The sequence below is a fragment of the Methanobrevibacter sp. genome (assembly GCF_045646205.1).
Classification (GTDB): Archaea; Methanobacteriota; Methanobacteria; order Methanobacteriales; family Methanobacteriaceae; genus Methanocatella.
In genome coordinates this window covers 1-20,940 of sequence record NZ_JAZRKF010000006.1, presented here as the reverse complement: position 1 = coordinate 20,940, position 20,940 = coordinate 1, and the positions used below count along the sequence as shown (strand labels likewise).

Below are 20,940 nucleotides of genomic sequence, written 5' to 3'. Positions count from 1 at the left end.
TCAACAGGCAAAAAAAGTCAAAATTTTTTATATATTGAAAGCACTGGACGTGTTTGGGTCCAGTGCTAATTTGGTATTTTTGGATTATTTTATTAAGATTTGATATATCATTTAAAATGATATAGAACAAATCGACATTGAGGCTTTAAAATGTATTAGTAATGATATTAGACCAGTTTATTCATTGGGTGATAATCAACAGGTTCAGTTCCTAAAGGTTTTGCAGCTTCACATATGAACATGTCTGTTTGAGCAACAGCCGGAAATGCAATATCTGCATTTTCAATAGGTCCGAAAAGAACAAAGTCTCCTGCGCACATTACCTGTACGATATTTGCACCTATATCACAAACAGTAAATGCTGTTTTGTTTCCTGCCTTTTTATATTCCCTTAACCAATCCCATGCGGATGGCACGTTGTGAATTCCAGATCCTACAGGATATCCCCATTTAGCTTTTTCGGCAAATGAAGTTCTTGCAGCAATACCCGCACCCTGACCTAGCGGTGTTACAGCAGTATCCATCATGAATCTATCAATACCACATTCTTCAGCTACTTCAAGTAAACCTTTTTCATAAGCACCATCATCTCCATCTTCCCACATAGCCATTTTACCTTCAACGGTAGCGTTCATTGGGTTGAATCCTAAAATAATTGAAGCTGATATATCAGTTTCAGCAAGTGCCTCCAATTCAGATTTATCAGCTGCCATGTTAATAGAGTTATAAATTGCTCTTTCAGTTAATCCGGTTTCATCAGCGAACTGTGCACCAGCAACTCTAGCATCACCAGATGTTGAATCTATAAGGAATGGAGCATCACAGATATCACCAACGAATTCAATATATTTTGGTAATGCCTCAACAGTTTGTCCAAACACTTGTACAATATAAGGATTACCAGTTACATCTGAAATAGATGCCATGTCGTTGATTAACTGTTCAGCACGATCTTTATCAAAATCTCCGGTTAATTCGTCATCAAGAATATTGTGTCCACCATAGAAGATTGTTCCTGCCAAAACAGTAGGATATTCTCCAGGTTGTCCACCCATTTTGACTCCTGCGAAGTCAAAAACTTGTTGTTCTTTATCAAATTTAAACATTTAAAATAACCTCTTTAATTATGACCTAAATTTGTTCATTTATACTTTAATAAAATTCAATTTAGGTCTAACATAATTTATTAATTTAATTGTATATAAATTTAACTAAAAAAATTACAATAATTATACTAAATTATACTAAACTGTTTAATATAATAAATAATTATTATATAATGATTAATTTAAAAAATATTGAAAATATATCATATATAATTGAAAATGCTTATTTGCATCCATTATTTACTAATTTCATCGCAAAATAAGAAAAATAATTAAATGTTAATAGTTAATCATGATTATTTTTTATTAATGAAAATACATAGAGTTATAATAAAAATAGCTATTAAAAATATATATTAACACCAATAAGCCTATCAAAATTTGAAAAATTTTTTAAAAAGACCACTGAAAAACAGATTTAAGAAAATAAGTAAAAATAATATTATTTTTTATAAAGTATATTTGAATGTTATTTGCCGGCAATATCTGAGTAATATTTTGCAAAAAGTTGTTCATAGAATCTTTCAAGCACCGTGTCTTCCGGTTCAAATTTCTGTACCTTATCTGAAATAAGATCCATTTCTTTTATCCCATCATCCCGGCCAATATTTCGGGTTTTAATCAAAACACCAATAAATACTCCCTGTGCATAATATGCGTTAGCATCCTGCGGGAAATCCCTTAACCAATTTTCAACCACATCCGACATGGCATCAAAGTCATCAACCTTGAATTCTTTCATAAAATCCATTGCATACCTTGATGAAGATTTTCCGCTTTTACCTTTATCTTTACCTAATTTTGTCAACATCGATAAAACATCCCCACATCCCTAATTAAACTTTATTGAAAAGACATATAAATCACTTTCTTAAGATAATTTTAACCTAAAAACACGAACAATAATTTTAAAAACAGACAATTTATAATAAATTATCACGATTTTTAAAAACCTTTATATAAAGTATTATATATAATTATTATATGTTATAGATTTAAGGTGTTAAGCATGAATGAATATAATAAAGATATTGGAAATAGAGTTAAAGAATTAAGAGAACTTTCTGATATTTCAGTACAAGATATTGCACAGGAATTGAATGTTGATGTGCAGACATACACCCAATACGAAACTGGAGAAGTTGACATTCCTGCCAGTTTCCTTTACGAAATAGCTAACATTTTCCAAGTAGATTTAAGTTTACTTTTAACTGGTGAAGAAAGTAGAATGAGCATCTTTGACGTTACACGTGCAGAAAAAGGTGTTTCAATTGACAGAAGAAAAGAATATAAATACAAAAACTTATGCTCAAAATTTATCCATAAAAAAGCAGAAACCTTTTTGGTAACAGTAGACCCTAAAGAAAATGCAATTCCTTCACTGAACGCACACCCAGGTCAGGAATTTAATTATATTCTCGAAGGAAGTGTTAAACTTTACATTCACAATAACGAAATTATTTTAAATGAAGGAGATTCAATATTTTTTGACTCAAGCCATAGACACGCAATGATTGCGCTTAATGACAAACCGGCTAAATTCATAGCTATATTAATGTAGAAGGTAGTTATTATGACATCTGTAATAGGGGATTTTGTAGAAAGAGTTGATTTTAACTCGTATGAGGATTTTTATGAAAATTTCAAATTAAAGTATGAAGATGATTTCAATTTCGGTTTTGATGTAGTGGACAAATATGCTGAAATCGATCCGGATAAGATTGCATTAATTTGGACTAATGATGATGAAGAAAAGCACATATTCACTTTTAAAGATATGAAAGAGTATTCCAATAGAACTGCAAATCTATTTAAAAGTTTAGGCATTAAAAAAGGCGATTGCGTAATGCTCACATTAAAAAATAGATATGAATGGTGGTTCTGTATGGTGGCTTTGCACAAAATCGGTGCAATAGCCATTCCAGCAACCCATATGTTAAAGCTTCACGATATTGACTTCAGATTAAGGGAAGCTAATGTGAAACTTGCAGTATCTGTTGAAGAAGACTCTTTACTACCAGATTATGAAGAAGCAGAAAAAGAATTAGGCATTAATTTGAAAAAACTTGTAATTGAAACTGAGAGAGACGGCTGGATTAACTTTAATGAAGCAATTAAAGAACAAAGTCCTGTTTTTGAAAGACCAACAGGCGAAGATAAAACTTATGCGGAAGAAGTATTCCTCATTTATTTCACATCAGGAACAAGCGGACTTCCTAAAATGGTATCACACAAACATACATATGCCTTAGGACACATTCCAACAGCAAAATACTGGCATAATGTAGTTGAAGATGGAATTCACCACACAGCAGCAGATACAGGTTGGGGAAAGGCTGTTTGGGGAAATTTATATGGCCAATGGATTAGCGGAACCGCAATATTCATTTATGATTATGTTAGATTCAACGGAATTAAATTGCTTGAAAAAGTTATTGAAAATAAAGTAACAACATTCTGTGCACCTCCAACAATCTATAGATTCTTAATCAAAGAAAAAATCGAAGGATATGACTTTTCAAATATTACCTATGTAACAACCGCAGGTGAACCTCTTCCTCCTGAAGTTTCAAAAAGATTTAAGGAAATTTCCGGCTTGACGATTAAGGAAGGATTCGGTCAAACCGAAACCACATTGTCTATAGGTACGTTCATATGGTTAGATGCTAAATTAGAATCAATTGGAAAACCTTCCCCATTATTTAATTTAGAGCTATTAAATGAAAATGATGAAAAAGTAGAGATAGGTGAGAAAGGAGAACTCTGCTTTAAAATGGAAGATGGTCCAAATCCAGGATTATTTAAAGACTATGTAAACGATGAAGTGAAATACAAACAGCAAATCCATGACGGATACTACCATTGTGGAGATACAGCATGGGTGGATGAAGAAGGATACGTTCATTTTGTTGGAAGAAACGACGATATAATCAAATCCTCAGGATATCGTATTGGACCTTATGAAGTGGAAAGTGCAGTGCTATCACACGAAGCTGTTACGAACTGTGCAATTACCGGTTATCCAGATGAGGTCAGAGGCCAAATTGTAAAAGCAACAATCATATTACAGCCTGGCTTTGAGCCATCTGATGAACTTACTAAAGACATACAGAATCACGTTAAACGTGTTACAGCCCCTTATAAATACCCAAGAATGATTGAATACGTGGATGAAATTCCAGAAACAATCAGCGGTAAAATAAGAAGGGTAGAAATTAGAGACAACGACAAAAATCAAGGAGATTAAAATGGCGGACGAAGACATATCTTTTCCTGTAATCAACATAGAAGAATGCAAAGGATGTCAAAGATGCATTACTGGATGTCCTCAAAATGCAATTCTTTTATCACAAGACATGAATAATGCAGGATATCAATACGCTTATTATAGTGGAAATGGCTGCACTGGATGTAAAGACTGTTACTTTACCTGTCCAGAGCCATTGGCACTTGAAGTACATCAATACAAGAAAGTTGTTGATGATGAAGTGAGTAAAATGATTAAAGCTAAAGTAGCTAATAAAGGGGGAGAATAAATGAGTAATCAAATGGTTAAAGGAAATACAGCCGTTGTCATTGGTGCAATGTATGCCGGCTGTGACTGTTTCTTTGGATACCCTATTACTCCTGCAAGTGAAATATTGCATGAAGCATCAAAATACTTCCCGATGGTTGGAAGAAACTTCGTTCAGGCGGAAAGTGAAGAAGCTTCAATCAATATGGTTTATGGTGCATCAGGTACAGGTCACAGAGTTATGACATCCTCATCAGGACCTGGTATCAGTTTAATGCAGGAAGGATTCACATTCCTTGCAGGTGCTGAATTGCCTGCAGTTATTGTAGACATCATGAGAGCAGGACCTGGACTTGGAAATATCGGACCTGAACAGGGAGATTATAACCAGATTGTCAAAGGGGGAGGTCACGGAAACTATAAAAATATAGTTTTAGCTCCAAACAGTGTTCAGGAAATGTGTGACTTGACAATGAAAGCATTTGAACTTGCAGACAAATGGAGAAACCCTGTAGTTGTTTTGGCAGACGGTACTTTAGGCCAGATGGCAGAACCGTTAGAATTCCCTAAAGAGGCAATAGAACCTAAAAATGATAAACCTTGGGCCGTTAAAGGAACTGGAGAAACCATGGACAATCTTATCACTTCCATTTTCAATGACTTTAATGATTTGGAAGATTTCAACTACAAGCTTCAGGAAAAATATGCTAAAATTGATGCTGAAGAGGTTATCTTTGAAGAATATGAAGTTGAAGATGCAGAAATCGTTTTGGTTTCATACGGAATCAGTTCAAGAATTGCAAGGTCCGCTGTTGACAAAAGCCGTGCAAACGGACTTAAAGTTGGTCTTTTAAGACCTATCACATTATCTCCTTTCCCAACTGAAAGAATCAAAGAACTTTCAGACAAAGGAGTCAGCTTCATTTCAGTTGAAATGAGTAACGGCCAGTTATTAGCTGACGTTCAGTTTGCAGCATTAAGAAAAGAAGATACGCACCTCGTTAACAGAATGGGTGGAAACTTAATTGAACTGAAACATGTTCTTGCAAAAATCTATGAAATAGCCGGATTTGAAGATGAGACTTTAGATACTTCCGAGAGAAGTGAAGAAAAAGCTAGTCCAAATATTATTGATTAAGGATGTGGAAAAATGAATATTGAAGATTTAAAAAACAATAAAGATTATGAATTGCAAATACGTAGAAATCCACAATCCCTTTTAGAAGAATATCCGAGAAAAGGAACCAATATCAAATCAACTCACTACTGTGCAGGTTGTGGACATGGAATTTTACATAAATTAATAGCTGAATGTATGGATGAACTCGGAATCCAGGAAAGATGTGTTATGATTTCTCCTGTGGGATGTTCAGTATACGCTTATTTCTACTTTAACTGCGGAAACTTCCAGACCGCTCACGGAAGAGCACCTGCAGTAGCTACAGGTATTTCAAGAGCCGAAGACAATGCTATTGTAATGAGTTATCAGGGAGACGGAGATTTGGCTTCAATCGGATTGAACGAAACCTTACAGGCTGCAAACAGAGGAGAAAAAATTGCAGTATTTTTCGTGAACAATACCGTTTATGGAATGACCGGAGGACAGATGGCTCCAACAACATTGATTGGTGAAAAAACAGTAACATGTCAAACCGGAAGAGATCCTGATTACACAGGACATCCTACACACATGTGCGAGTTAATTAACACATTAAAAGCACCGGTATTTATTGAAAGGGTATCTCTTGCAAATCCTTTAAAAATCAGACTTGCCAAATTCGCAATCAAACAGGCACTTACCGTTCAAAAAGAAGGAAAAGGATATTCATTTGTTGAAGTATTATCACCTTGTCCTACTAACTTAAAGCAAGATGTTAAAAGTGCTCAAAAATTCATCGAAGAACAGATGGAAAAAGAATTCCCTGTTAAAAACTTCAGAAATGATTTATATAAAAAAGATCCTGTCGTAAGACCTGTCAGTGATTTTTCAACAGAATCCCTTGATAAAATATTTAATGTTAACAGAGACGATGATTCAGGATATATTGATGATGAAATCAAACCTGTAAGCATCAAAGTTTCCGGATTCGGCGGACAGGGAGTATTAAGTGCAGGACTTACAATTGCTGAGGCAGCATGTGCTGAAGGAAGACATGTATCCTGGTATCCAAGTTACGGACCTGAACAGAGAGGTGGAAAATCAAACTGTTCTGTTGTAATTTCCAACGAAACCATCGGAACACCAGTAGTTGATGATATTGACATTCTCATTGCATTGAATAAACCTTCCCTAGAACAATTCTCACAGGATGTTAAAGAAGGAGGAATCATTCTTTACGATGCAAAAATTGGGGAATTTGAAAGTGACAGGAACGTGAAAGTCATTCCAATGCCTTGTGTTGACATTGCAGAAGAACATGGAAATGCAAGAACCGCAAATACTGCACTTTTAGGTGCATTAACAGAATTAACTGATGTATTGAAAAGTGAATCTTACGAAAATGCTATTAAAGCAATGTTTGCTTCCAAACCTAAAGTTATCGATGTAAATATCGATGTTTTACATGCGGGAGCACAATGGATTAAAGACAATTCCCAGTAGCGTGATTTAATGACATACAAACAAAATGCTAAAAAATATATAGAAGATTACGGTTTAGGCATAGGAGATAAAATCAAAGTGAATAAAGAGGATATCTCCTATACAGGTATTTTACTTGACAGACCGGAAGATGCTGATGATGGATATTTGGTTTTAAAGTTATCCAGCGGTTATAATATCGGTGTAGCCATTGAAAATACCACTGCAGAACTTTTAGAAAAAGGTGAAAAACCAAAAATCGGATTTGGAGAAAGTGAAATCCCGATTGACGAATCCAAACAGAACATTTCAATCGTATCAACGGGAGGTACTGTCTCATCAGTTATCGATTACAGAACCGGAGCGGTTCATCCTGCATTTACAGCATCCGATCTGGTAAAGGCAAACCCGGAATTACTGGATTATGCCAACTACAATGTAAAGGCATTATATAATATTTTAAGTGAAAACATGAAACCTGAATACTGGGTTAAAGCTGCAGAAGAAATAGCTGATGACATTTCAGAAGGTGCTGACGGTGTTGTTATCGCACACGGTACCGATACAATGCATTATACTTCAGCAGCATTGAGCTTTATGCTGAAAACACCCGTTCCTATTATTTTAACCGGAGCACAAAGAAGTTCCGACAGGCCTTCAAGTGATGCCAACATTAACCTGATTGATTCTGTAATTGCGGCAAAGTCAGACATTGCCGAAGTATGTGTTTGTATGCACGGAAGTTTAAATGACGAGTTTACCTATTTGCATAAAGGTACAAAGGTCAGAAAAATGCACACATCTAGAAGAGATACATTCAGAAGCATTAACTCTCAGCCAATAGCTAAAATTGAAAACAAAGAAGTTAACATCAATCCTGATTATTCATACACAAAACGTGGAGAAAACGAACTGGAATTGAAAACAGGCATTGAAGATAAAGTCGGATTCATCAAGAGTTTTCCAGGAATTTCTGAAGAGTTCATTGAATATCACATTGATAAAGGTTATAAAGGACTTGTCATTGAAGGAACCGGTCTTGGACATGTTCCGGATAATTTAATAAACTCATTTAAAAGGGCTCGTGATGAAAATATTCCAGTGATAATGACTTCACAATGTCTTTACGGAAGAGTTAACATGAACGTTTATTCCACAGGACGTGAAATTCTGGATGCTGGAGTAATATCAGGTCTTGACATGACTCCTGAAACCACATACGTAAAATTATGCTGGGCATTAGGTCAAAGCGGCGATTACTCAGAAGTTAAAGAGATTATGCATAAAAATATTGCAGGTGAATTTTCTAAAAAATCTTCTATTAAGGATTTCTTGAATTAAGGTGATAACATGGATTACAATGAATTAGGATTAAAAATGGGACTTGAAATTCACCAACAATTAAACAGTGAGCATAAATTATTCTGTCCATGTAAAACAGAACTTGTTGATGATGATTACAGTGAACTGATTCAAAGAAAATTAAGACCAACACAATCTGAACTTGGAGAAATTGACAGGGCAGCTCTCCAGGAATCCTTAAGAGGTCTTAATTTCAAATATGAAAACTTTGAAAAACATACCTGTCTTGTTGAAAACGATGATGAACCACCGCACAGTTTGAATGAAGAAGCCTTAGACATCTGTATTACTATTGCATGTTTGATGAATATGCATATTGTGGATGAATTCCATACAATGAGAAAACAGGTTATTGATGGAAGTAACACAGGAGGATTTCAAAGAACAGGTATGGTTGCAACTGACGGATATCTGGACACTCCATATGGAAGAGTTGTCATTGAAAGTTTAGGTCTTGAAGAGGATGCTGCAAGAAGAATAGAAACCACAGACGAGTTTACCGAATTCAGACTTGACAGATTAGGTATTCCTCTTGCTGAAATTACAACAGACCCTTCAATGCATGATCCGGCACAGGTACGTGAAGTTGCATATATGCTCGGACAGATTTTAAGAAGCACAAATGTTAAAAGAGGTCTTGGAACAATCAGGCAGGATTTAAACATCTCCATTGCCGAAGGCGCACGTGTTGAAATCAAGGGTGTTCAGGATTTGGATTTGATGGCAGAAATCGTGGAACGTGAAGTTCAAAGACAATTAGTATTAATTGACATTAAAAAAGAGCTTGAAAAGAGAAATGCTGAAGTATTAGACGAAATTCATACTTTAGATGAACTCTTTGAAGATACTGAATCCAAAATATTGAAATCTGCCCAAACAATTAAAGCAGTTGTTTTAAAAGGTTATGATTCTTTAATTGGTCGTGAAGTACAGCCTGGCAGAAGATTCGGTACTGAAATTGCAAGCTATGCTAAAAAACGTGGTGTTTCAGGTATATTCCACTCAGATGAATTGCCTGCTTACGGAATCACACAGGATGAAGTTGATAAAGTAACTGATTTCCTAAATATCGGTGCCGATGATGCCTTCATTATTGTAGCTCATGATGAAGATATTGCAATATCCGCTTTAGAGGAAGTTAAAAGAAGAGCTGAACTGGCTTTGGACGGTGTTGTTGAAGAAACAAGAAAAGCACTTGATGACGGAAACACCGAATACATGAGACCGCTTCCTACTGCAAACAGGATGTATCTTGAAACTGACATTCCATTATTCAAGATTACTCAGGATAGAATTGAACCTATTGCAAACAATTTACCTGAACTTCCTGACGTCAAGCAAGCAAGAATCATTGAAGAATACAAATTAAGTGAAGATCTGGCTACACAGCTTGTCAAAAGACAGGAAGCAGACACCTTTGAAGCAATTTTAAAAGATGTTGATGTGGATGCAACGCCTGTAGCTTCACTTCTTGCATATGATTTACGTGAAATCAAAAGGGAAGGACACGATGTTACAGTATTAACATTAGACCACTTTAAAGGAATATTTACTCTTTTAGCTGAAGGTAAAATTGCAAAAGACAGCGTACGTAAATTAGCTATTGAAACCATAAAAACACCAGACACTGAAATATCTGAAATTGCAGAAAAAAGCAATTTAACCATGCTCAGTGAAGATGACGTGGCTGAAATCATTGCAGGAATTGTTCAAAACAATGAATCAATGGTTAAGGAACGTCAAATGGGCGCCATGGGTCCTTTAATGGGAATGTGTATGAAAGAACTTAAAGGAAAAGCCGATGGTGGAATGGTTAATAAAATCGTTCGTGAAGAAATTCAAAAATTAATATAAAACTCTATAAAAGAGTTTTATTAACTTATTTTTTTAAGTCATGATATGCTGAAGTTGCTGCAACCGCTCCTTCGCCGCATGCTACAACCCACTGTTTCAGGCCAACACAGACATCACCGATTGCATATACATAATCAACATTCGTTTTCTGCTCCTTATCAATTATGATATGTCCGGATTCATCCAAATCAACACCTAACTGGTCAGCGAGTTCTGTGTGAGGGATATATCCTACACTTATGAATATGCCGCTGATAGGTAAGTCAGTCAGTTCTCCGGTTTGCGTGTCCTTTAAAACGACACTTTCAACAAGCATGTCACCTTTAATTTCTTCAACAACTGCATTATAGATTACATTAATGCCTTCCTCATGAATCTGGTCCTGCAAGTGCTTTTGGGCTCTGAATTCATCTCTTCTGTGAACCAATGTAACATTGGCTCCCAGGTTATTCAGGTATAAGGCTTCCTGAAGGGCGCTGTTTCCTCCGCCCACCATGATTATGTCTCTTCCCTGGAAGAAAAATCCGTCACAGGTTGCACAGTAGCTGACTCCTTTTCCCTTGAATTCATCTTCTCCTTTTGCATTCAGTTCCCTGTGGGAACTTCCAGTAGCAAGAATCACAGTTTTAGATAGATAGGAATCCTTGTCCGTTTTAATCGTGAACCGGTATTCATCGTCATTTTTTATGATTTCCGATACGTTTTCATTTTCATGAAGATCACAGTTCTTTATTGCCTGCTCTTTCATTTTTTCAACAAGTTCCAGACCGGAAATATTATCAAAGCCCGGATAGTTTTCCATTTGAGGAACTTCACGGCCGATTCCTCCGGCAAGACCCTTATCAAGAATTAGGTTTTTCGTTCCCTGACGTCCAGCATAAATACCTGCTGTTAGACCGCCAGGTCCCGCACCCACTATTACAATATCATATTTTTCCATAATTACACAACAGTATTATAATAATGCCTTAATGGCCTCTTTAACGTCACCTAAATCTTCAGTTGGCTCGAATCTTTGAACAACATTACCTTCACGGTCAACTAAAAATTTGGTGAAATTCCATTTTATATCATTATTGTCCTTATAATGTCTGTCAACAGCTTTTAAAACCAATTTAAGTTTTGTTGCTCCTTTACCAGTAATATCTTTAAATGGCTGTTCGTTTTTAAGATATTCGTATAATGGATCTGCATTTTCACCGTTTACATCAATCTTATCAAATATTTTATAAGGAACTAACCATTTGTTACGGCAGACCTCAGCGATTTCTTCAGTTGATCCTGGAGCCTGTTTACCGAATTGGTTGCATGGGAAATCCAAGATTTCAAAACCTTCTTCGTTGAATTCAGCATATATTTCATTTAATTCTGTGTATTGTGGAGTAAAACCACATTTAATTGCTGAATTAACAATCAACAACACTTTTCCTTCATATTCACTTAAGGAAACCATGTTTCCTTCACCATCTTTTACTTCAAAATCATATACTGACATAGTTTTATCCCCCTATTATTTTAATTAGGACTTGATTTTATTATGTAAAATGGAGATATATAAATATTGTTAAAATTTAGGATAACCTAAAAAAATGAAAAGCTTTATATACCATGAAATCTAACATTAATAACAAGTGATGTAAAGTTTAGGATAACCTAAAAATAACATTGCTTTGACATACATTATTGTCCATATAACTCTTCAAATATATTAAATTAGTTTTACACAATTTTCTAATTTAATAACTCGGAAAATTATATCTGCCAAATAAGATTTTCCAACGTACAGGTGTTTAATGTGCGATTGAACACCTCATATTATCTCTTTTTTAAAAAATTCTTATAGGAATATTAAATATTTTTCACTTCGAAATAATCTTAAAATAAAACATTAAAAGTATAATAAAGTGCTTAAACAGATTTTAATGAATTATTCTATCAAATGAACACTCCTATTTTTTCAATTAATAAAAAAAATATCAAAATTAAGGAATGCTAAAATCAAATTTTTTCAATGTTGATTTTTAGTATATAACGATTAAAATAAATATGTTATAAATAATTAAATTTAATAAAAACGAAAATATTTTTAATATTTATTTATATAAATAATTTTCAAGTAATATAATAATAAAATAAACTATTTATGATTAATAATAAAAAAATTAATAGTAATAATCGATAATAAAATAAATTAATATCAATAAAAAACTTTATTAATTCATTTTTAAATACTATATAAAAAGGAGGTGAAAATATAAAGAGATGGTTAATTTTATTAATTTTCATATGCTTTTTAGCGATTCCATGCGCATCTGCTGAAAATGTAACCATTGACAATACAATGTCAATACAGGATGCAGTCGACAGCGTGCAGGATAGTGACACTATCTATCTGACTCCTGGAATATATACTGAATCAGGCATAAAAATTGATAAAAATATTACGTTACAAGGAATGGGAAATACAAGTGACATAATAATAGATGGTAATCATTCTAATACAATTATTTTAGTCAATTCTGTTTCAAAAGTCAAATTCTTCAACATTACATTCATCAACGGAAATAGTCCTGATTTCGGTGGTGCAATACACTCAGAATTAGGTGGACAAATCTACGTTGACAGTTGTGATTTTATCAATAATACCGCAAGACAAAATGGTGGAGCTATTGATATTGCTGGAGAACAGCACAGAATTAAATGGCAAGTATTTACAAATTACGGATTTTTAAATGCAACAAATTGTAATTTCATCAATAATAAAGCAGGACACGACGGAGGTGCTCTCGCTACATACTGGGGAAACTCATATGTTTACAATTCTTATTTCACCCAAAATTATGCAGAACGTGACGGAGGATCAGTTCGTGTAGGAATTTATTCAACAACATTAACTGAAAACTGTACCTTTGACAACAATACTGCAAAAGAATGGGGAGGAGCTCTTTATAACTGGCCTGGTGAATTAACTGTTAACAACTGTACAATTTCAAATAATTATGCAGGTACACAGGGTGGAGCTATGATTACATCCGGACCGCTTACAGTTACTAATTCAAAAATAATCAATAATAAAGCTGAAAGAATGGGTGGCGTAATCTTTATTGCAGAGGAAACTCCACATATTCCATCAACAGTTATCTTTGACAACAATATTATTGAAGGAAATACTGCAAAACGTGGATCTTTAGTTTATGTTGATGAAACAACAGCAACAGGAACAAGTTTTAATGGAAACTCATGGGATATTGACCCAACAAGCGATGCATGGGCAAAAGCTTTTATTACTAATGACTTAATTGATATGCCAACAAAATTCATTGATGAAAACGGCAATTTAATTACAGTAACACCAAAAGAAAAAGCAGAGGAAACTACCCCACATGTTCCTGAAGAAAAACCAAATCACAATCCACTTCCAGAAATTGAAAACAATACTAAACCAACTGAAGAGAATGTTGAAAATGACACAAATAAGGATGTAGTTGAAAATACAACACAGACAAACACTACTGACATTATCAATGAAAATACAAATACTACAAAAACAGAAACTGAAACAAATGAAGCAACAAACATTATAGAACAGATTCAGGAAGCTGTTGAAGAAATAGTCGATAATGTGAACACTCAAATCAATTCAACTTCAACAAGTATTGAAAACACCAATATCGGTTTGAGTGAAACACCTATAAGCAGTCAGGAAAGTGTTGAGGAAGCATCTCCGCAAACCAGTGACAGTGATTCTAAAACTGCACATGAAATTACTAAAAAAGATGTTTCAAAAAAGACTACAACATCCCCGATTCCTTACATAGTTGCAATAATTGCAATATTGGCAATTCTTGTATATGGATATTCAAGATATAATAAAAAAGGTGATTAAATTCATCACTTTTTCTTTTTTTTACAAAAACACCATTTAAAATAAGTAAAATGATAATATTAACTGTATCTTTCAGATAAAAACATATAAATGAAAAATGCAATTACTAAAACAACAATAAGTGGCAATAACCACATGAATATTTTTAATATAACTACAGCAATCAAAATTGCCACAATAACAAATGCTAAATCTTTAAGTTCCATGTGATTTTATTTTATTATCAATACTATATAAATTTTTGATACACAAGTTAATAAATGAAAACAACCAAAAATAATAATATAATATTTTGGAGCATAATATGACAATTATAGTAGTTAATAATAAAGGCCAATACAACCATAGAATTCAGCGCAGTTTACAGTATCTCAAAATTGAATCCGAACTGGTTTCAAATACTTTAAGCATTGAAGAAATTGAAGCTAAAAACCCAATCGGACTGATTTTAGGAGGCGGCCCTTCACTTGAAGGTGCGGGCAACAGTGAAGAATACATCAAACACTTCGATATACCGATTTTAGGAATATGTTTAGGCCATCAATTAATTGCTAAAACCTATGGTGGAGATGTGGCTACATCAAATACTGAAAGTTATGCTCAAGTTAAAATTAATATTAATAATGATGAAAATTTATTTGAAGGTCTGGCACCGGAAATGGAAGTTTGGTCTTCACATAAAGACGAAGTTAAAAGCATTCCAGAGGAATTTGAAATTTTAGCTAATTCAAAATTATGTGATATCGAATCCTTTAAACATAAAGAGAAAGATGTATATGGAATCCAATTCCACCCAGAAGTACATCATACCCCTAAAGGATCACAGATATTTGAAAATTTTTATAAAATATGTAAAAAATAGGTGTAATAATGATTGACAACGCAGAAGACTTAGCACAAAAGGCACAGGATAATAAAGCTGGATTAAAAAAACAGTATGTTAACATAGAAATTGGCGATGAAGAGTATGGATTTAGAATTTCAGGAATTGGAGCTAAATCCGTAAAATTAGAAAAATTCGTTAAATATGATGAAATATTCGAAGCTATTGAAGCAGGTAATGATAACGGATTAGAAGCTATGATTAAACAAATCATCGAAGATTACGAAGAAGAAGACGAAGAAGAATAAGTGATTATAATGTTAAGTCCAAAAGAATTTATTGATGACGCAGTTCAAAAAATCAAAGACCAAATTGGTGATGAAAAAGCTATTATTGCACTTTCCGGCGGAGTTGACAGTTCAGTATGTTCTGTACTAGTTCAGGAAGCTATTGGCGATAACTTAACTGCTGTTTTTGTAGACCACGGTCTTTTAAGAGAAGGGGAAGTTGAACAAGTTACAAATACATTCAAAGACAGATTAAACTTCAAATTTGTCGATGCTTCCGACGAGTTCATGGATCAGCTTGCCGGTGTTGAAGACCCTGAAGAAAAAAGAAAAATCATCGGAAGAGTATTCATTGAAGTATTTGAAAGAGAAGCAATAAAATCAGGTGCTAAATTCTTAGTTCAAGGTACAATTGCACCGGATTGGATTGAAAGTGATGGAAAAATCAAATCCCACCACAACTTAGCTCTTCCAAGCGGAATGGAATTGGAATTATGTGAACCTATCCGTGACTTATACAAAGATGAAGTAAGAGAAATCGGTGATGAATTGGATTTACCGAAAACTACAGTTTACAGACAACCTTTCCCAGGACCTGGACTTGGTGTTAGAGTCATTGGTGACTTAACAAGAGAGAACGTTGAAATCTGCAGAAAAGCAAATAAAATCGTCTGTGATGAAGTTGAAAAAGCAGGTCTTGATGAAGAAGTATGGCAATACTTTGCTGTATTAACAGACAGTAAAGCCACAGGTGTAAAAGGAGACCAAAGGGACTTCGGATACTTGGTAATTGTAAGAATCGTCAATTCAGTAGATGCTATGACGGCTTACGTTCCACAATTGCCTTGGGATGTAGTTCAAACCATCTCCAAAAGAATAACTTCTGAAATCTCAGAAGTGACTCACGTTGCTTTATCAATAAGTGACAAACCACCTGCAACTATCGAATTTTGTTAAATAAGAGATTTTTTCTCTTAACTTTTTTTATTTATTATGAAAACAACTAAAAATGCTTATTTAGCCAAATTAACAGAACAAATTCAAATGAAATCTGTTAATGTTGGAAAAAATCTTGAAGGAAGTACACCGCCATCCGTTTTTATTGGAAGATGGTCCTACCCAAAAGTTTATGCAGGCCCCATGATGGTTAATGAAGTCGGTGATACATCAATTATGGACTCTCCGGAATCATGGATAGGTCAGAATAAACAGCAGGAAGACATTATCAACTACCGTATGAGTCTTGTCCGTGGAAAACAGCTGATTAAGATAGATGACTTGGAAAATCCATTTGTTGAAAAATTGCAGGATATATCATTAGCATCCAAATCAATTGACAGCGAAGCCACTTTTGGAAAAACCCCGACAGGATCCATGTTTACGGAAGACAGCACCCCGCACGGACCAAGTGCAGTTATTGAAAAATTTGATATTGATGCTGTGAAATGGGATAAGCAGCTTGAAAAAACTTTTTATGATACTGATTTAAAAGCGGTGGATGCTGTTGTCAATCTTCATGATAAAGATGTTCCATTTTCAGCAATGCAAAAAGCATTTTCCGTAGGTGCAATCGGCACTAAAAACAAGAGAAAATTAGTTCCTACACGCTGGTCAATTACGGCATGTGATTCAACGCTTGCAGATGAATTCTTAAAAGACGTAAGGAAATATGAAAGACTGGATACCTACAGAGTCTTTGAATTCGGAGCTTTAAACACATATTATGTAATCATTCTAACCCCAACGGAATGGCAATATGAATGGTATGAAGCTTTTATCAAAATAATTAAAAATGAAAGATTGATCTTTTCAGATTATGAAACCAATGGCGGTAAAAAAGAATATTCCAGAGTAGGAGGATGCTATTACACAGCAAAAATGGTTGTTCTTGATTACCTTTCAAAAATTAAAAAGCAATCAGGATTAATAATCTTAAGGGAAGCATATGAAAATTATGTTCCATTAGGTGTTTTTAATGTACGTGAAAATATTAAAGAAGCTATGAAAAAACCTTACCTTGAATTTGAAACCCTTGAAGACAGTTTAAAATATGCCGGAACCAAACTTAGAATACCTATTAAGGAATTTGTAAATCAGGGAACACTGCTTAATGAAATGCTCCATACCAAACAGACCACTTTAGATATGTACTTTAAGAAATGATACTATGCAATTTGAATTTAAAACTCCAAAAGATGAAACTTTAAAAATAATGTCTGATGTTGCATCAGGCAAAGTGGAAAATACTGATTTTGAAGATAAATGTGAAAAAAGAGTCTGTGAACTCACAAATGCAGAATACGCAAAAATAACATCAAGCGGCAACAACAGTATCTTTGTTGCATTAAGTTCCGTTAAAGGAGACGTCATAATTCCTGATCAGGGAGGATGGCATGGATTTAAACAGATTGCAAAATTCTTAAATAAAAATATAATCACCCTTAAAACTGATTTAGGATTAATTAATACCAATGAATTAGACACATTAGATATTTCTGATAATTCCTGTCTGATATATACCAGTTTTGCAGGCTATGCTGCGGAACAGGACACAAAATCAATTTTTAAATACTGTAAAGATAACGGAATTGCAACAATTCAGGATGCATCAGCAGGAATTGGGGATGAAAAAGGAGTTTTAGGTAACTGTAAATATTCAGACATTGTTATTGCATCAACAGGCCAGCCTAAACTTATCAATGTTGGAAGCGGAGGATTTATTGCCACAAATGATGAAAATCTCTTCAAGGAATCATCACTGCCATTAAAATTAAGCAAAACTAATGAAATTATTTCAAGTGGTATATATGAGGAACTTAAAAGTGTTAGTGAAAACTTGCAAGTTACATTAAATGCAACAGACTATTTAAAAAAACATATACCTAACACAATACATGCCGAAAAAAGAGGCGTTAATTTAATTATTCCACATGATAATCCTAAGGAAAAAACTTGGGAACTGAAAAAAGAACTGCCAATAAACAAAAGCGGATTTATCAACAAATGTCCAAATTACAATAGGGTAAAGACAAAAGCCATTTCAATTGAAATTAAAAACCTGAATTACAGCTGCCTTAAAAAAGAATATTTGGATGAGATAATAAGGGCAGTCAATAATCTGCAATGAGTCTGGATATTCTGTCAATCAAAATATCCTCAACATCCATAATGCCTAACTCATCATCACTAATGGAATAGATTTCCTTTAATTTTTCAACATCAGGACATAAAACACTGTCATCTTTAGTAAACAGTGAAGACAGCTCTGATGTATAATCACCGCAGTCAATCAATATTGCACATAAATTCATTTTGCCTTCCTTAAGACCCAGCAAGTCAAAGGCCTTGGAAATCTGGCGCTGCGCAGAACACCTGAGACAGATTTCAACACTCAAGTCATTGGCAAGGTTTTCACCACGTTCAAATGCAAGGAATGCCTGATTGACACCATGCTCAATGTGGCGTTTTCCTGCAACTGCATCGGCATTTAATAATTGAATAATCTCTAAATCCTTTTTAATGGAATTAATTTCATTTAAAGTTTTACCGACTGAAGAAATTTCACCTTTAAATCCCAAAATCTGCAAATTCATAAATAACCCTACTCCTGAAGTAATCTGTTAACACCGGAAATGTATGCTTTAACACTTGCATCAATAATGTCCGGTTCGGTGCCTCTTGCTGAGATGATGCGATCTCCTTTCTGGAGTTTAATTATAACGTCAATAAGAGCATCGGTACCTCCAGTAATAGCATCTACGTGATATTCGATGAAATCTATATCCTGAAATATTTCCAAAGAATTAACTGCATTTATGGCCGCATCAACAGGTCCGATACCCACACCGGCATTTAGAATTTCTTCACCGTCAATATTGAGTTTTACAGAAGCTGTAGGCATGACCCTATTTCCGGAAACTACGGTAATGTCAATTAATTTGATTCTATCCAGATGATTGATTTCCAAAACATTATCTGCTATTGCCTGCAAATCAACATCAGTAACGGTTTTACCCTTATCTGCAAGCTCCTTAATATTATCACATATTTGCTGAAGCTGAACGTCTGTAACTTTCAAACCGAGTTCCTTTAATCTGGAATCAAGACCATGAGTACCCATATGTTTGCCTATAATGAATCTGCGGGTACGGCCAACAAGTTCTGGAGTCATCGCTTCATAGGTAGCGGAATTTTTAATGATGCCGTCAGAGTGAATTCCTGATTCATGAGCAAAAGCATTTTCACCGACAATTGCTTTATTAGGCTGAATATAAACACCCGTCAAACGGGCAACAAGTTTAGATATGTCATAGATTTCATGAATCTTGATGTCTGTTGAAAAATCAGGACACAATCTGTCAATAGCAACAACACATTCTTCAAAAGAGGTATTTCCTGCACGTTCACCTATACCGTTTACAGTAGTGTGGATTTCTAAAGCCCCACCTTTTACGGCAGCCAATGTATTTGCAACAGCAAGACCAAAATCATTATGACAATGACATGAAATAGGTGCATTGATATCTCTCAAATTATTGAAAAGTTCAAAAGAAGAATCGGGAGTTAATATGCCGACAGTGTCACATACGCAAACCCTATCTGCACCATGGTCAATTGCATTTAAAAAGACATTTCTTAAAAAATCCATGTCGCTTCGAGAAGCGTCTTCAGCGGACAACTCAACAATAAGACCGTGATCTTTACAATACTCAACAGCGCTGTTGGACATGTCAATAAGTTCATCTTTAGTGATTTTTAATTTTTCGAAAATATGTAAATCTGAAGTGGGAACAACAAGATTAACCGCATCAACACCACATTCAAGACAATAATCGATATCTCTGGTTAAAGGTCTGGAAAAACTTAAAATTTCTGCATTAAAACCCTGTGAAGTAATTTCCTTAATGGATTTTCTCTCACCTTCAGAGGTTATTGCAGAACCTGCTTCAATATAATCTAAACCAATCTCATCAAGTTTAGATGCGATTCTTAATTTCTCCATTGATGTTAATGAAACACCAGGCGTTTGTTCTCCATCACGTAAAGTTGTATCCAAAACTTTAATCTTCATAAAATCACCGAAAAATACATAAACATGAATAATAAGAAACAAATCAAAAAAAATAGTAAGGATTGTAATAGAGAAAGCTTGCAGCGAAATGAAATTCCCATAGAAAACCATAGTACACAAACAAAACACAAAAGGACTTCACTACTGGGATCGAAACGAGACCAGGTATAACCCCCATGCTATGACCGCAATACTTACTCTACCACACATGAAAATGAAAATAATGAAATAAAATCAGTGCAACTTTCACCCAAACTGTTAACACCTAACCAAATTGCTACCAAACCATACCATTATATAGAAGAGGTATAAGTCTACTAACAATTAAAATAATGCAAGCGAACAATTGGAAGTAGCGGACTGAACAACTCGGAAAAAAAACCTCGAAGCTTACATCCCTACCCCATCAAACAAGTCTTCTACTCGCGTCCTCAAAAGCAATCTATTTTCAGGGGA

Annotated in this window: 20 protein-coding genes and 2 rRNA genes; 13 read left to right on the top strand and 9 right to left on the bottom strand. The window is 34.5% G+C overall.

What is annotated here, in order from left to right; all coding sequences use genetic code 11:
• Positions 1–167: 167 nt before the first annotated feature.
• Positions 168–1,106, bottom strand: coding sequence for a tetrahydromethanopterin S-methyltransferase subunit H (gene mtrH, locus ACKI44_RS01405; RefSeq protein ID WP_407420923.1), 939 nt, complete (start codon positions 1,104–1,106; stop codon positions 168–170).
• A gap of 469 nt (positions 1,107–1,575) precedes the next feature.
• Positions 1,576–1,917, bottom strand: a complete 342-nt coding sequence (locus ACKI44_RS01400) for a hypothetical protein (protein WP_407420922.1) — start codon at positions 1,915–1,917, stop codon at positions 1,576–1,578.
• Between the two features lie 189 nt (positions 1,918–2,106).
• Here ACKI44_RS01400 and ACKI44_RS01395 point away from each other — a divergent pair, with 189 nt between their 5' ends.
• Genes ACKI44_RS01395 through gatE form a run of 7 tightly spaced genes read left to right on the top strand, consistent with a single transcriptional unit; the run spans position 2,107 to position 10,417 of the window.
• A complete protein-coding gene (locus ACKI44_RS01395) occupies positions 2,107–2,667 on the top strand; it encodes a helix-turn-helix domain-containing protein (RefSeq protein ID WP_407420921.1) in 561 nt (186 codons plus the stop codon).
• A gap of 12 nt (positions 2,668–2,679) precedes the next feature.
• Complete coding sequence (locus tag ACKI44_RS01390; protein ID WP_407420920.1) at positions 2,680–4,353, top strand: AMP-binding protein; 1,674 nt, start codon at positions 2,680–2,682, stop codon at positions 4,351–4,353.
• Position 4,354: 1 nt separating this feature from the next.
• Positions 4,355–4,642, top strand: a complete 288-nt coding sequence (locus tag ACKI44_RS01385) for a 4Fe-4S dicluster domain-containing protein (RefSeq protein WP_303736085.1) — start codon at positions 4,355–4,357, stop codon at positions 4,640–4,642.
• The gene (locus ACKI44_RS01380; protein ID WP_407420919.1) at positions 4,643–5,758 is read left to right on the top strand and encodes a 3-methyl-2-oxobutanoate dehydrogenase subunit VorB; all 1,116 of its coding nucleotides are present in this window, start codon (positions 4,643–4,645) and stop codon (positions 5,756–5,758) included.
• A 12-nt stretch (positions 5,759–5,770) separates the two neighbouring features.
• Positions 5,771–7,222: a 2-oxoacid:acceptor oxidoreductase family protein gene (locus ACKI44_RS01375; RefSeq protein WP_407420918.1), complete on the top strand. Its 1,452-nt coding sequence runs from the start codon at positions 5,771–5,773 to the stop codon at positions 7,220–7,222.
• A gap of 9 nt (positions 7,223–7,231) precedes the next feature.
• On the top strand, positions 7,232–8,542 hold the full coding sequence (gene gatD / locus ACKI44_RS01370; RefSeq protein ID WP_407420917.1) for a Glu-tRNA(Gln) amidotransferase subunit GatD: 1,311 nt from the start codon (positions 7,232–7,234) through the stop codon (positions 8,540–8,542).
• A 9-nt stretch (positions 8,543–8,551) separates the two neighbouring features.
• Positions 8,552–10,417 carry a Glu-tRNA(Gln) amidotransferase subunit GatE gene (gatE, locus tag ACKI44_RS01365; RefSeq protein ID WP_407420916.1) on the top strand — a complete coding sequence of 622 codons (1,866 nt, stop codon included), beginning with the start codon at positions 8,552–8,554 and terminating at the stop codon, positions 10,415–10,417.
• A 25-nt stretch (positions 10,418–10,442) separates the two neighbouring features.
• On the opposite strand, the gene trxB is transcribed toward gatE, so the two are convergent.
• Together trxB and ACKI44_RS01355 are read right to left on the bottom strand one after the other, a co-directional pair.
• The gene (gene trxB, locus ACKI44_RS01360; protein WP_407420915.1) at positions 10,443–11,357 is read right to left on the bottom strand and encodes a thioredoxin-disulfide reductase; all 915 of its coding nucleotides are present in this window, start codon (positions 11,355–11,357) and stop codon (positions 10,443–10,445) included.
• Between the two features lie 15 nt (positions 11,358–11,372).
• Entirely contained in the window at positions 11,373–11,912 is a 540-nt protein-coding gene (locus ACKI44_RS01355; protein WP_407420914.1) for a glutathione peroxidase, read from the bottom strand.
• Positions 11,913–12,758: 846 nt separating this feature from the next.
• Between ACKI44_RS01355 and ACKI44_RS01350 the strand changes: the two genes are divergently transcribed.
• Positions 12,759–14,303, top strand: a complete 1,545-nt coding sequence (locus tag ACKI44_RS01350) for a hypothetical protein (protein ID WP_407420913.1) — start codon at positions 12,759–12,761, stop codon at positions 14,301–14,303.
• Between the two features lie 59 nt (positions 14,304–14,362).
• On the opposite strand, the gene ACKI44_RS01345 is transcribed toward ACKI44_RS01350, so the two are convergent.
• On the bottom strand, positions 14,363–14,509 hold the full coding sequence (locus tag ACKI44_RS01345) for a hypothetical protein (protein ID WP_407420912.1): 147 nt from the start codon (positions 14,507–14,509) through the stop codon (positions 14,363–14,365).
• A 98-nt stretch (positions 14,510–14,607) separates the two neighbouring features.
• On the opposite strand from ACKI44_RS01345, the gene ACKI44_RS01340 reads away from it, so the two are divergent.
• Genes ACKI44_RS01340 through ACKI44_RS01320 form a run of 5 tightly spaced genes read left to right on the top strand, consistent with a single transcriptional unit; the run spans position 14,608 to position 18,540 of the window.
• A complete protein-coding gene (locus ACKI44_RS01340; protein ID WP_407420911.1) occupies positions 14,608–15,165 on the top strand; it encodes a GMP synthase subunit A in 558 nt (185 codons plus the stop codon).
• Positions 15,166–15,173: 8 nt separating this feature from the next.
• Positions 15,174–15,434: a hypothetical protein gene (locus ACKI44_RS01335; protein WP_303737340.1), complete on the top strand. Its 261-nt coding sequence runs from the start codon at positions 15,174–15,176 to the stop codon at positions 15,432–15,434.
• Positions 15,435–15,443: 9 nt separating this feature from the next.
• Positions 15,444–16,370, top strand: coding sequence for a glutamine-hydrolyzing GMP synthase (guaA, locus tag ACKI44_RS01330; protein WP_407420910.1), 927 nt, complete (start codon positions 15,444–15,446; stop codon positions 16,368–16,370).
• Positions 16,371–16,406: 36 nt separating this feature from the next.
• Positions 16,407–17,576, top strand: a complete 1,170-nt coding sequence (locus ACKI44_RS01325; RefSeq protein ID WP_407420909.1) for a hypothetical protein — start codon at positions 16,407–16,409, stop codon at positions 17,574–17,576.
• Positions 17,577–17,580: 4 nt separating this feature from the next.
• Positions 17,581–18,540 carry a DegT/DnrJ/EryC1/StrS family aminotransferase gene (locus tag ACKI44_RS01320; protein ID WP_407420908.1) on the top strand — a complete coding sequence of 320 codons (960 nt, stop codon included), beginning with the start codon at positions 17,581–17,583 and terminating at the stop codon, positions 18,538–18,540.
• On the opposite strand, the gene cgi121 is transcribed toward ACKI44_RS01320, so the two are convergent.
• From cgi121 to ACKI44_RS01300, 4 genes are all read right to left on the bottom strand, one after another.
• A complete protein-coding gene (cgi121, locus tag ACKI44_RS01315; protein WP_407420907.1) occupies positions 18,524–19,006 on the bottom strand; it encodes a KEOPS complex subunit Cgi121 in 483 nt (160 codons plus the stop codon). The two genes, ACKI44_RS01320 and cgi121, sit on opposite strands and share 17 nt — an antisense overlap.
• Before the next feature lie 8 nt (positions 19,007–19,014).
• On the bottom strand, positions 19,015–20,484 hold the full coding sequence (locus ACKI44_RS01310; RefSeq protein WP_407420906.1) for a (R)-citramalate synthase: 1,470 nt from the start codon (positions 20,482–20,484) through the stop codon (positions 19,015–19,017).
• A 75-nt stretch (positions 20,485–20,559) separates the two neighbouring features.
• Positions 20,560–20,677: ribosomal RNA gene (gene rrf / locus ACKI44_RS01305) — 5S ribosomal RNA — on the bottom strand.
• A 133-nt stretch (positions 20,678–20,810) separates the two neighbouring features.
• Positions 20,811–20,940: ribosomal RNA gene (locus tag ACKI44_RS01300) — 23S ribosomal RNA — on the bottom strand; the annotation flags it as partial.

Bases quoted from the DNA above. Each gene is read 5' to 3' on its own strand.
- ACKI44_RS01325 (WP_407420909.1), top strand. From the start codon at position 16,407: ATGAAAACAACTAAAAATGCTTATTTAGCCAAATTAACAGAACAAATT.
- ACKI44_RS01310 (WP_407420906.1), bottom strand. From the start codon at position 20,484: ATGAAGATTAAAGTTTTGGATACAACTTTACGTGATGGAGAACAAACG.
- cgi121 (WP_407420907.1), bottom strand. From the start codon at position 19,006: ATGAATTTGCAGATTTTGGGATTTAAAGGTGAAATTTCTTCAGTCGGT.
- gatE (WP_407420916.1), top strand. From the start codon at position 8,552: ATGGATTACAATGAATTAGGATTAAAAATGGGACTTGAAATTCACCAA.
- ACKI44_RS01380 (WP_407420919.1), top strand. From the start codon at position 4,643: ATGAGTAATCAAATGGTTAAAGGAAATACAGCCGTTGTCATTGGTGCA.
- ACKI44_RS01335 (WP_303737340.1), top strand. From the start codon at position 15,174: ATGATTGACAACGCAGAAGACTTAGCACAAAAGGCACAGGATAATAAA.
- ACKI44_RS01400 (WP_407420922.1), bottom strand. From the start codon at position 1,917: ATGTTGACAAAATTAGGTAAAGATAAAGGTAAAAGCGGAAAATCTTCA.
- ACKI44_RS01385 (WP_303736085.1), top strand. From the start codon at position 4,355: ATGGCGGACGAAGACATATCTTTTCCTGTAATCAACATAGAAGAATGC.
- guaA (WP_407420910.1), top strand. From the start codon at position 15,444: ATGTTAAGTCCAAAAGAATTTATTGATGACGCAGTTCAAAAAATCAAA.
- trxB (WP_407420915.1), bottom strand. From the start codon at position 11,357: ATGGAAAAATATGATATTGTAATAGTGGGTGCGGGACCTGGCGGTCTA.
- ACKI44_RS01390 (WP_407420920.1), top strand. From the start codon at position 2,680: ATGACATCTGTAATAGGGGATTTTGTAGAAAGAGTTGATTTTAACTCG.
- gatD (WP_407420917.1), top strand. From the start codon at position 7,232: ATGACATACAAACAAAATGCTAAAAAATATATAGAAGATTACGGTTTA.
- ACKI44_RS01340 (WP_407420911.1), top strand. From the start codon at position 14,608: ATGACAATTATAGTAGTTAATAATAAAGGCCAATACAACCATAGAATT.
- ACKI44_RS01345 (WP_407420912.1), bottom strand. From the start codon at position 14,509: ATGGAACTTAAAGATTTAGCATTTGTTATTGTGGCAATTTTGATTGCT.
- mtrH (WP_407420923.1), bottom strand. From the start codon at position 1,106: ATGTTTAAATTTGATAAAGAACAACAAGTTTTTGACTTCGCAGGAGTC.
- ACKI44_RS01355 (WP_407420914.1), bottom strand. From the start codon at position 11,912: ATGTCAGTATATGATTTTGAAGTAAAAGATGGTGAAGGAAACATGGTT.
- ACKI44_RS01350 (WP_407420913.1), top strand. From the start codon at position 12,759: ATGTCAATACAGGATGCAGTCGACAGCGTGCAGGATAGTGACACTATC.
- ACKI44_RS01375 (WP_407420918.1), top strand. From the start codon at position 5,771: ATGAATATTGAAGATTTAAAAAACAATAAAGATTATGAATTGCAAATA.
- ACKI44_RS01320 (WP_407420908.1), top strand. From the start codon at position 17,581: ATGCAATTTGAATTTAAAACTCCAAAAGATGAAACTTTAAAAATAATG.